The sequence below is a fragment of the Pseudonocardia lacus genome (genome assembly GCF_018531445.1).
GTDB classification, from domain to species: domain Bacteria; phylum Actinomycetota; class Actinomycetes; order Mycobacteriales; family Pseudonocardiaceae; genus Pseudonocardia; species Pseudonocardia lacus.
Window position 1 is genome coordinate 1 of record NZ_JAHDTH010000240.1, and the last position, 11652, is coordinate 11652.

Below are 11652 nucleotides of genomic sequence, written 5' to 3' on the forward strand. Positions count from 1 at the left end.
GGGCGCCTCAGCCGGCGGCGCAACAGGAGCCGCCGGCCGCGGCGTCGCCGCGGACGGGGCGGCGGGCGGGGGGGCGGGCGGGGCGGCGGGCGAACTCGTGGTGGGCAGCCCGAGCAGGGCCACCAGGTCGATGCCGACCCCGGTCAGCACGAGCAGGAAGGTCACCAAGCCCGCCGAGCGACCGGTGAGGCCGAGCTGGTCAGGCAGCACGAACCCGGCGCCACTGACGACCAGCCCCAGCACGACCGCGCCTAGCGGGATGGAGTCATTCGCCGCCGGCTGGGAAGACACCGGTCCCGCGGTCGTGGCCGCCGGTGCGGGCAGGTCCGGGTGCATGCCCCCGGCCTGCTCGGGAGCACTCAGGGCACCGAGCACCAGCAGGGTCTGCCGGGCGTGCTCGTCGTGCCCGTCGCGCCCGGCCGCGGGGTCGAGGTGGAAGCGGCGCTCGTGGTCGAGCACCGGTCCCCACGCCTCGGCCGCGTCCAGGCGGGCGGCGACCCGGGCCGGGACCGCGATCACCGCAGTACCCGTCCCGTCGCGCCAGCTGAACGCGACCAGGCCGGAGACCAGCGCCGCGGCGGTCCCGGGCGCCATCCCTGCTGCCTCCAGCTGCGCCACGAGGTCGGCCGTACTGGGCGAGAACAGCTCCTCGCCGGCGTGCAGCGCCGGCGGGCCGCGGATGCGGTCCGCGGTGAGCGGGAGTCCCTCGGCCAGCCAGCGGTCGCGCAGCGCGGCCAGCGCCGCACCCAGCACCGCGACCTCACCGGTCCCGAAGGGCCGGTCGGAGAGCGGGCCGGGGCTGCCGCGCAGCGCCACGACCGGCCCCTCGCCGGCACCGACCGGGCCGGTGGGGACCTGCAGCCCGGGGGTCGCCGCGGCCGCGGCCAGCACGTCCTGCGCCAGCACCCGCAGCCCGGCGGCCAGCTCCGAGACCGGCGCGTTCGGCTGCCCGGTCGCCGTCAACCGCGCGGTGATCTGCTGGCCCAACCGGGCGAGCTCCCGCGGAGCCAGCCCCGGGGCGTCCGGCCCGCCCTCGACGCCGGCGGCGTGCAGGTACGCCCGCACCACCGCGGCCGGCACGGCCACGACGACCTGCCCGCGCGTCCACCCCGCCATCGCCGCCGGGTCCAGGTAGCCGTAGGTCAGCCCGTGCACGACGTCGGGCTCGGAGCGCGCCCCGATCATCGGACCGCCGGAGTGGCCGACACCGGCCCACGGCACACCGACGACCTTGGTGCCGTACGCCTCGGCGTCGGCCCGCGGGCTGTCGAACACCCGACCGGTGGCCGCCACCAGCGACTCCTGGGCGGTGGCCAGGCTCGTCGGCCCGGTGCGACCGAGCACCGGCACGGTGGTGTCGGGGAACCCGAGCACGGTGACCGGATCGCCCACGACCGGGTCGGCGAACCGCAGCGGCGCGATCACCGAGCCGGCCAGCCGCGGGTGCACGACCCGCAGCACCGCCACGTCGACCACATCGGTGCCCTCGGTCTGCAACCAGCGCGCCAACTCGGCGTCCACGCCGGCCAGGCCGGCGAGCTCGGCGGCGAGGGCGGCCGGGGACGGCGCGGCGACCACCCGGGCCGGCAGGTCCACCGTCCCCCCGTCCAGGGGCACGGCGACGCGGACACCGACCGACGACGGCAACGCGACCGGGCGACCCTGGGCGTCGGTCGGCTCGACGACGTGCCGGTTGGTCAGCACGTAAGCGATACCGTCGTCGACCCGGTACAGCACCCCGGACCCGACACCGACGACGTGCCCGCCCTGGCGCAAGGTCACCCGCACCACCCGGTCGAGCAGCGGGTGCGCCGCCGCACCCAGCTCGGCCGCCTGGCGCACCGGCCGCCCGGCGTGCCGCAGCCCGATCAGCCGACCCGCGACGGGCTCGATCCCGGCCAGCGCCGCGGCCAGCGGGGCCAGGTCGGGCACCGCGGCGAGCGCAGCCACCTGGGCCTCGGCGAGGCCGGGATGGGCCAAGTGGGCCAGCTCGTGGCGGAACAGCGCCCGCCGGGCGGCCGGGTCCAGCAACCCGGACCGCAGCGCCGCCGCCACCCTGGCGTCCACGTGGATCCACCCGTCCACACCGGCCCAGGCCACCAGGTCGGCCGGCCCACCGGCGGCCGCCACCCGCCGGGCGAGACCGTCCACCACGCACACCCCGGCGCACCCGACCAGCTCGGCCGGGTCCAGTCCGCCGGTCAGCTCGGCCACCGCCGGGTCGTCGACCGCCAGGCGCTGCGGCCGGCCGACCGCGTCCAACCGGGCCACGACGTGCGCGACGACGGCGGCCTCGCGGTCGTCGATGTGCCGACCCGACAGCAACGCCGCCCCGCCGCCGGTGCGCAGCCGGAAGGTCGTGCCGGCCACGGTAATGGCCGACGCGGGGCCCACCGGTGCGATGCCGTCGACCGCACGCCCGTCGACCAGCACGGGCCCGGCACCCGGCAGCGCCACCAGGGACCAGCCGTCGCGGTGGCGCAGCAGCACGGCCTCCGAGACCGTCCGCGCGCCGCGCGGCACCTGCACGTCGTTGGCGAACCCGGACCCGATCACCGCCGACGAGCCGTGCACCGGCAGCCGCTGACCGTCGGCCAGCCGGACCAGCGCGGCCCGCTCCCCGGCCGGCGGGGCCACCAGCGCGGCGGTGGCGAGGCCGGGCACCCGCACGACCATCCGCATGCCCGGGTCCCCCGCCGGGTCGGGGCGAGTCAGCAGCAGCTCCGGTGCCCGCTCCACCGCCGCCAGCACGTCAGCAACCGGCACCCGCACCCCCGGAGCAAGGTTGGCCACGAGACCGGCGGCCCGCCCGCCCGTGATCAGCGCAGTGACGGGCACGGCTGCGATCCGACGGTACTCGTGCTCGCTCAGCGGCGGCGCCGGGGCGTCCGGGCCGCCGACGCCGCTGGCCTCCACGAAGGCCCGCACCAGCGGGCCCGGGACGGCGAGGGCGACCGGCGCCAGGTGGCCCCACCGATCCCCCGGCTTGGGCAGGGCCGCGCCGCTGTGCAAGCCCAGGACCACGTCCGGTCGAGCGTGCTCGCCGACCGCCACCAGCGGGCCGCCCGAGCCGCCGGGCGCGGTCCACGGGTTGCCGGCCATCGTCACCCCGAGCGACAGCAGGTCCAGGACCGCGTCGAAGAACACCTGCCCACCGGTGACGACCAGCTCCATCCCGTGGGTCCGCAACGGTGCCACGGCGCCGCCGCCCATCCGGGGGATGCTGGTCGACGGGTAGCCCAGCACTGCAACGGGCTGACCCGGGCCGACGTCGGCGAAATCCAGCGGGGGGAACCGCAGCCCGGTGAGCCGCGCGTCGACGATCCGCACGACCGCCACGTCGACCGCGGCCGGCGACAGCGGCAGGTCCACCGAGAACTCGGCGGTGTCCACCCCGACCGCGGCCGCCCGCGACGCCAGCGCCTCGGCCGACGGCGAGGCGACGACCTGGCCATCGATGATCTGCGTTCCGGCCGAGGTGTGCACCTCGACCCGGACGTCCAGCCCGATCGGCACCCCGGCCGGCTCGACGACGTGCCGGTTGGTCAGCACGTAGGCGGTGTCGCCGTCGACCCGGTACAGCACACCGCTGCCGTGGAAACCGCTCCGGGTCCAGATGCCCACCACGCGCCGGAGCAACGGGTGCGCATCGGCGCCGAGCTCGGGAGCCGTCCACGCGGTCCGCCCGTCGACCACGGGCACCGCGGTGAAGGCCACCGGCCCGGCCGATCGTGGCGGCAGGAACGCGGCCAGCCCGGTCATGTCCGGCAGCGGAGCCGTGCGCATCGACTCCGGTTCCCGCATCCGCGGATACCGAACGTGCACCAACTCGTGGCGGAACAGCTGGGCACGATCGGCCGCGCCGAGGGCACCGCTGCGCAGCCCGACCTCGACCTGGCGGTCCAGGTAGATCCAGCCGTCCACCGCACCCCAGGCCACCAGGTCGGCCGGGCCACCCGCCGCGACGACCCGGTCGACGAGCCCGTCGACCACGCACACCCCGCGACAGCCGGCCTCGGCCAGCGCCCACCCGGGCAACCCGGTCAGCTCGACCACCGCCGGGTCACCGGCCGGCAGCCGGGTGATCCCGAACCCGTCCTCCCCCGCCGCAACCCTCGCCACGACGTGCGCGACCACCGCGGAGCCCCGCGGGTCGATCGCCTCCCCGGACCGCAGCGCGGCGCCACCCGCCGACGCGCCGGCCGCGGCCGGCGCCACGCGCATCCGCCCGAGGATGCGCGCGGCGTCGGCGTCGTGGTCGTGCACGCCCGCCCGGCCGTCGAGGTGGAACCGGCGCTCGTGCTCGAGCACCTCGCCCCACCGGCCGGAGGCCCGCAGCCCGGCGAACCGCTCGGCCGGCACCGCGACCACGCCCAGGCCGGTCGCCCCGTCGCGCCAGCTGAACGCGTACATCCGGTCGGCGAGGTCCGCCGCCCGCACCGGATCGGCACCAGCGGCCCGCAGCGCGCGGACCAGCTCGTCGTTGCCGACCACCAGCAGCCGCTCGTGCCGCCGCAGCCCGGCCTCCGGCGGACCGCGACCCGGCACCGCACCGACCGGCGCGCCGGCCAGCCGGTCGGCCCACAGCTCGGCGAGGACTCCGGCGACCAGCACGTTGTCCGTCGCCCGGTAGCCGCCCACCGCCAGCGCACCACCGCTGAAGCCGCCGGAGGAGGCCGTGCCGCCCGGGTGCGCGGCCGGGCCAGGGCCCCACAGCGGCTCGGGCCACTTCGTGCCGTTCGCCCGGGGCAGCGGAGCGAACCGCAGCTCGCCGCCGCCCGTCCCGAAGCTCGGCCGGAACAGCCCGGCCAGGTCGGCGTCGAACGCGGTCACATAGGCGGTGCCGACTGCGAGGTTGGGCAGGGGGAGCTCGTAGCGGACCCGCTTGACCCGGTCGTCGCGCAGCAGCACCCGGCGCAGCGTGACGTGGTAGACGACCCGGACCTGGATCGTGGTGGCCGGCCCCTGTTCGTAGAGGGAGGTCTCGGCGCGGCTGCCCAGGCCCTGGCTGCGGCTGTGCCCCGTTTGGTCGCCCACGCTGAGCCCGACGCCGAGCCCGGTCCCGGCCACCGACGTGCCGGCGCCGCGGGTGGTCGGGCGCAGGTGGCCGACCGACCCGGCGACGAAGGCGGCGAGCTGGTCGCGGAAGACCCCGCGCAGTTCCGTGTTGGGACGGCTGCCCACGACCACCCGGTCGGCTAGCAGGTCGGCGCGGACGATGACGTCCACCGCCTCCCCGGGCACGCCCGGCACCGCGTAGCGGCCGAGCCGGTAGCCGTCGGCGGTGGCGATGCGGTCCAGGAAGTTGCTCAGCGGGATCGGCTGCAGGACGTCGAGCAGGTCGAAGTAGTGGCCCAGCGTGCCGGCGCGCCCGAGCAGCTCCGGGCGGGAGATGGCCTCGGTGACCAACCTGGACAGCATCGGCGCGCCGCGGCCGTCGACGCGGACCTGTGTCGGCAGGGTGAACGGGAGGCCGGGCGCCGGCTGGTACAGCATCGGCCCCTTGACCGCGCGCCCGGTGACCGACCTCGCCTGCACCAGTCCGTCGGGCAGCAGCCGCACCGTCTGCCCGGTGAGCTCGACGGGCGGGCCGGTGACCGCGGCGCTCGGCTCCGCGGCCGGGCTGCGCAGCCGCCGCGCCCTGGTCTGCGGCGGTGCCGCCTCCAGCCGCGGGGTGATGGTGATGCGGATCCCGTGCCGCACCCGGTTGGCGCCGTTCCAGCTCGCGACCCCGCGCAGCGTCGTGGCCTGGCCGGACACGCCGGCGGAGCGGCCGCGGTTGCGCCCGGTGCCGACGGAGGCGTTCGGCCCGAGCCCGGGGCCGCCGTCGACCGGGACGGCGGCGCCGTCGCCGCCGAGCTCCGCGCCGGCCCCGCGGCCGTACCGGCGCCCGCCGTCGAGCTGCAGGTAGGCGTAGTCCTGCAGGATCAGCCCGACGGTGTCGGTCTTGCCTGCCCACACCGTGTTCGGGTCGAACTCGGCGCGGATGGTCAGGGTCACCCAGCGGGTGCGCCGCACGACCTTCGCGCCGTCCCAGGTGCGGGTGCTGACCCGGATGGGCACGGGCATGCCGTCCGGCCCGAGCATCCGGTCGAGGTGGCCGCGCCAGCGCTTGCCGGCGAACTGGTTGGCCAGCACGTTCCACAGCAGCGTGTCGCCGTCGAGCGCGTCCGGTGCCACCTGCCGCACCGCGGCCAGGACCTGGTCGAACAGCTCGGTCGGTCGCCCTGCGGCGTCGGTCAGGTCGGCCCGCTCGATCACCGACTCGCCCATGCCCGTCTCGAAGTTCGGCGGGACCTCCACCGGCTCTTCGATCGGGACCAGCTCCGCAGCGCGGCGCAGCACGGCCTTGAGCGTGGGCCGCTTGCCCGGCCGGACCGCGGTCGCCGGGACGTTCCCGGCGGGGCGGCCGGCGATCTCCTTGCGGATCTGCTCGTTGAGGTAGGCGGTCAAGCGGACCAGGTGCCGGTCGATGGACCGCTTGTCGATCCCGTCCGGCAGCTCGTGGGCCCGGCCACTGGCCAGCCGGCCGCGCAGCTGCCCGACGTAGCGGCTGACCAGCAGTCGGGTGGTGCGCAGGTCGAGCAGCAGGTCGCCGGCCACCATCCGCTCGACGGCGTCGGCGACGACGTCGAGGGGTAGGTCGTGCTCGCCGGCGGCGTACCGGTCGAGCACGTCGCGCTCGGGGATGGCGTGCCAGACGCGGACGTCGACCTGCGCACCCGGGGGCTGCTCGGACCCGACCGCCCGACCGACCCGGACCTGCACGACCATGTCGAGCTGGCCGACGTGGTGCTTGCCCAGCTCGATCCCGAGGAACTCCCGGCCCCAGATGCCCAGCGCCGAGCGGTTGGCGCCGCGGTCGACGCTGCCCGAGCCGCCCAGCTTGCCCCCGGCGGCCGGCGCCTCCAGCTGGCCGACGCCACCGCCGGCGGACGCGCCGCCGCCCCCGCCGGCCGACCACCCGTGCTCGCCGCCCTGCGAGTTCAGCGTCAGGTTGATGTCGCCGGTCAGCAGGTCGCCGATGGTGAGCAGGCGGGTGCGCGCCGGCCCGCCGCGCAGCTCCACGTCGATCCACCTGGTCCGCCCGGTCACCGAGCGGACCAGCACCGACCGGCGCAGGCCCGAGGTGCTCAGCTCGAGCAGCGAGGCGGCCAGCCGGTCGACCCCGGTGAACTCGCGCAGGTCCTGCACGCCCTCCGGGTCGAGGTACCAGCCGCGGTCGAGCTGGCCCTCGACCTGCGCGAGCGCCGCGGCGAACAGCTGATCGGCCTGCACGGCCATCGGGACCAGCCGGGTGCGCATCCAGTCCGGCAGTGGCCCCTCGGCGATGCCCCGGTACCCCCGTGCGTCCGGTAGCAGGTCCGCGGCCAGCCAGATCGACAGCGGGAAGGACCCGACGCCGTGCTCGACGACCTCGTCCGCGGCGCCGCGGCGGCGCAGCGTCACGACCACGCGGTGGCCGACCTCGAAGCCCGCCGTCGAGCCCATGCCCTCGACGAGGGTCACCACGTTGACCGTGGTGCCCGCCGACTGGCCGCCGCTGCGGCCGTGCCCGCCCCGCCCGTTGACGCCCGCGGACACCTGGTTCTCGCCCTGCACGCCGGGATCGGCCGGGACCTGGTCGGCACCGGGCACGTACCCGGACCCGACGTCGAGGGAGTAGCTGGTGCCCCACGAGCCGCCCGCCGACCGGCTGGAGGTGTTGGACTGGATGTACAGCCCCACCTCCAGCAGCGACGGCGAGTGGCCGAGGTAGCGGGTCCGCTCGTTGGTCCGGCCCCACTCCGGCACCAGCTGGACGACCACCTCCATGCGCTCGGCGCTGCGTCCACCCCACAGCAGCGACAGCGGGTTCTCCACGGTGATCGCGAGGCCGGCGTTGACGGCCTGGTCGTAGCCGGTCTCCCAGCGCTCCGGGGAGAAGAGGTCGCGGACCTCGCGCTGGTTGGCCAGCTGGGCGGCCAGCACAGCGGGGTCGTGCGTCCAGCGGGCCACGTCCCGCGGCGGCAGCACCTCGAGCCGGCGCAGGCGCTCCTCCACCGCGTGGCGCACGCGCAGCACCTCGGCCCACGGCACGTCGCGGACCAGGCCGTGCCCGACGGAGCGCATCTGGCCCCGGCCGTTGCCCAGGTTGGTCGGCGGCGCGGCGAGCCGACCCGGCGGCGCCTCCTGCACCGGCGTGCCGCGCACCACCGTCGTGCCGTCGCCGGCCTGGGTGAGGGCCGCCTTCGCGACCGGCAGGCCGTAGCGGTAGGCGTCGCGCTCGCCGATGCGGACCATCGCGTCACCGCTGCCGGTCACGGTGTCCTCGCGGTAGGCGACGCCGTCGCGCCCGCGCAGGTGCTGGATCCGCACCGTGTACTGCCAGCGCAGGACGTAGGCCTGGGAGTGGCCGGCCAGCCGGTGCACGCCGGGGCGGATCGCGGCCTGCGAGCTGGACATGCCGTCCGCCCGCGAGGTCGACCTGCTGCGGTTGGCCCCGCCGCCCGGACCGAAGTTCTGCGCCGCCTCCCGCGCCTGCTTGGCCAGCTCCACGGCCACGGCGCGGGTCGACGACCGTCCGGAGGTCGTGGTCGCCCCCGCGCTGATCGTGGAGAACCAGACGTGCAGGTCCTCCAGCAGCTCCTTGCGCGTGGCCCCGCCGACCAGCCGGACCTTCTCCAGGACCGGGGTGGCGGTGACCTCCAGGTGGGCCGCGGGCCGGCCGAGCCGGTCGGGCAGCAGCAGCCGCAGGCCGTCCTCGGCCGCCACGTCGAGCCGGCCGCCGAGCTCGGCTACCAGGAACGCCCGCAGCTGGCCGCGGGTGAAGCCGCCGATCCCGGCATCGCGCGTGCCCAGCGCAACCGCGACCTTGTCGACCAGCTGCTCGAGCCCGCCGACCCAGATCGGCGCGTAGGCCGGGAACGGCGTGCCTGGCTGCCGTCCGGCCGGGTTGGCCTCCGCGTCCGGCGGGCCGCGCTCGTCGTAGGCGTGCGACACCCACAGCCGGGTGAGGTCGGCCTGCCTCCTCTCGTCGGCGTAGCCGCCGGTGCCGCCGGGGGCCGCCGATCCGCCGATCCGCCCGAACTCCTTCCACGCCCCGGGCGCGCCGGGCGCGCGCCCGCCGGTGCGGACGGCCAGCCGCCACTGCGTGTCGACCTCGTAGAGCGTCGACGCCCCGCGGTTGTCGGCCACGCCCCCGCCCAGCGAGTAGCTCCCCGCCGAGGCCGAGCGGACCGTGGTCCGCGTGCTCGACCAGCCGAACCCGCCCTTGATCTTGACGACGTCGCGCAGCCCGCTCAGCCAGCTCGGCGCGGTCGACTCGACGACGTCGGTGACGTCGACCTCGGCGCCGCCGTGGGTGGTGCGGGTCTGCACGGTGCTCGCGCCGGCGACGGCACCGCCCTGCGGCAGGGAGCCCAGCATCAGCTCGGCGGCGGTGCGGCCCCAGGCGCTCAGCGGGTCGGGGACCGCGACCAGGCCCAGCGCGTGCCAGGTGATCCTGACCTCGGCCGCGGTCCGGCCCCGGCGCGTCAGGGCGGCCCAACGGCTGTCCGCGGCGCGCCGGGCCGGCACCTGCAGCACCAGGCCGTTCTGCTTGACGCCGACGATCGGCTCGCCGCCACCGCCGGCGAGCTGCGGCGCCGCGGCCCGGCGGAACTCCGCCCGGATCACCGCGTCCAGCTCGGCCTCGGTGAACCGGCGGGGCAGCCCGAGCCGCGCCAGCTCGGCGTTGACCTGGTCGGTGACCTCGGCCAGCCGCGGCAGCGGGCCGGTGGGCGTGCCCGACGGCAGCGCTTCGGGCTCCGGCGTGGTGCGGGCGAGCACCTCGCGATAGGTGGTGGCCCCGGTGAGCACCTCGGCGGCCGCCGACCGGATCCGCTCCGTCGCGGCCGGGTCGACGGCGCCCGGGCCGGCGGCGTCCTGCAGCGCCTGCAGCAGCTCGTCATGGGCCCGGCGCAGCTCGTCCAGGGCCGCGGTGGCCTGCTGGAGGGCGTCGTGCGAGGCGCGGGCGCGCCGGGCGTTCTCCAGCTCCAGGTCGAGGTCGGCCTGCTCCTTGCGCACGCCCTCGGCGGCGCCGCGGTCCCGCTTGGTCCTGGCCTTGACCAGCTTCTCGCGGTGCTTCTGCCCCTCGCCATCGGCGTCGGTGGCCTGCTTCTCCCGCCACGCGGCCGCGGCCACCAGCGCCTCGCGCGCCTGCTCGAGCACGGTGTCGGCGGCGCGCACGTCCCGCTCCAGCGCCGCCCGGCCGGACCCGTCGCCCTGGCGGTGCAGGGTGTCGGCGGCCTGCACGATGGCGCGGGCCGGCTCGACCGGGTCGGCCAGCAGCGCCAGGCGCTGGCGCGCCGCGGCCAGCGCCGGGCGGACGTGCTCGACGAGCTGCACGGCGACCTCGGTCAGGGCCGGGTGGTCGAGGACGGCCGCCGGCTCGTGGGCCAGCAGCCCCGCGACGGTGTCGACGAGCGGGTCCTTCGGGTCGAGCCGGGCGTCGGGCGCCGGGGGGCCGCGCAGCTGGGCCAGCGTGTTCAGCGCGGACACGACCGGCGGGACGTCCTTCGGCGCGGCCAGCAGGCCCCACCAGACGGCCGCGTAGAGCCGGCTCAGCTCGGCGGGCAGGTCCGGGGTCGGGGCCGCCTTCCCCGCGGCGGTGACGATCGCGGCGCCGGGCACCGTGAACACGACCTCGGAACCGGCCCGCTCGGCGAGCCACCCACCGGGCACCCGCACCTCGACGCCGCCGCGGACCCAGCGCAGCTCCCAGCCCAGGTCCTGCTCGGCGGCGGCCCGGACCTGGGCCATGCCCCCGGCCCACGGCGCGCCCAGGGTCTCGGCGTCGACCAGCAGCTCGTGGACGCGGTCCCATCGGGCCCGCGGGACCTCGACGCCGGCCCGGGCGTCCGCCCAGACCTCGGCGATGCGCGTGCGCAGTTCGTCCTGCAGGTCGCGGCTGCGCGCCTGCAGCTCGGTCTCCGGGCCGTACTCGCCCGCGTTCGGCACGCGCGGCATCCGGCTCACGGTGTCGCGGTGTCCGAGGACCAGCGCGACGACCGGCTCGGGCAGCCCGACGACCCCGGCGATCTCCGCGGTGTCCACACCAGCCCGCACCGCGAGCCCCATGGCCCACACGAGGGCCCCTCGGGGCGCCTCCCCGACGGTGCCTTCCTGCTCGACGATCGTGCGGAGCCGGTCGATGGCCTCCTGTCGGTCGTGGCGCGCCTCGCGAGCGGCCGAGACACGTCCGGGCAACCCGCCAACCGCCTCGACGACCGGCCGGACGCGCTTGCCCACGACGCCGAGGGCACCGAGCAGACCACCGGGCACGACGCGCGCCACCGCACGGCGCACCACCAGCCCGCCGGCCGCCGCGGCGGTCCAGCCGAGCAACTCCCGCAGCGACCCGTCCCACCAGCCCGGGATCTCGAACGCCTCGTTGGGCGCCGAGTTCCGGGCGACCTGCACGGCCACCAGCAGGGTTCCCACGACGACGAGCGCCGTGGCGTGGCGGGCGATGCCCGCACCGAGTGCGCGCAGCACGGCCGGGGGGCCGCGCGGCTGCGCCGCCGAGCGGATCTGCTGGAGCACCGCGGGAACCAGGGCCACCGCCCCGCCGACGGCGGCGAGGACGAGGCCGCCGGGCCCGCTGCCCAGCACGGCCAGCCCGCCGCCGGC

Annotated in this window: 1 protein-coding gene; it reads right to left on the minus strand. The window is 77.2% G+C overall.

Features of this window, described 5'->3' with window-relative positions; genetic code table 11:
- The coding region (locus KIK08_RS33620; RefSeq protein ID WP_214407353.1) for a trypsin-like peptidase domain-containing protein at window positions 1-11652 on the minus strand (11652 nt) is incomplete at both ends.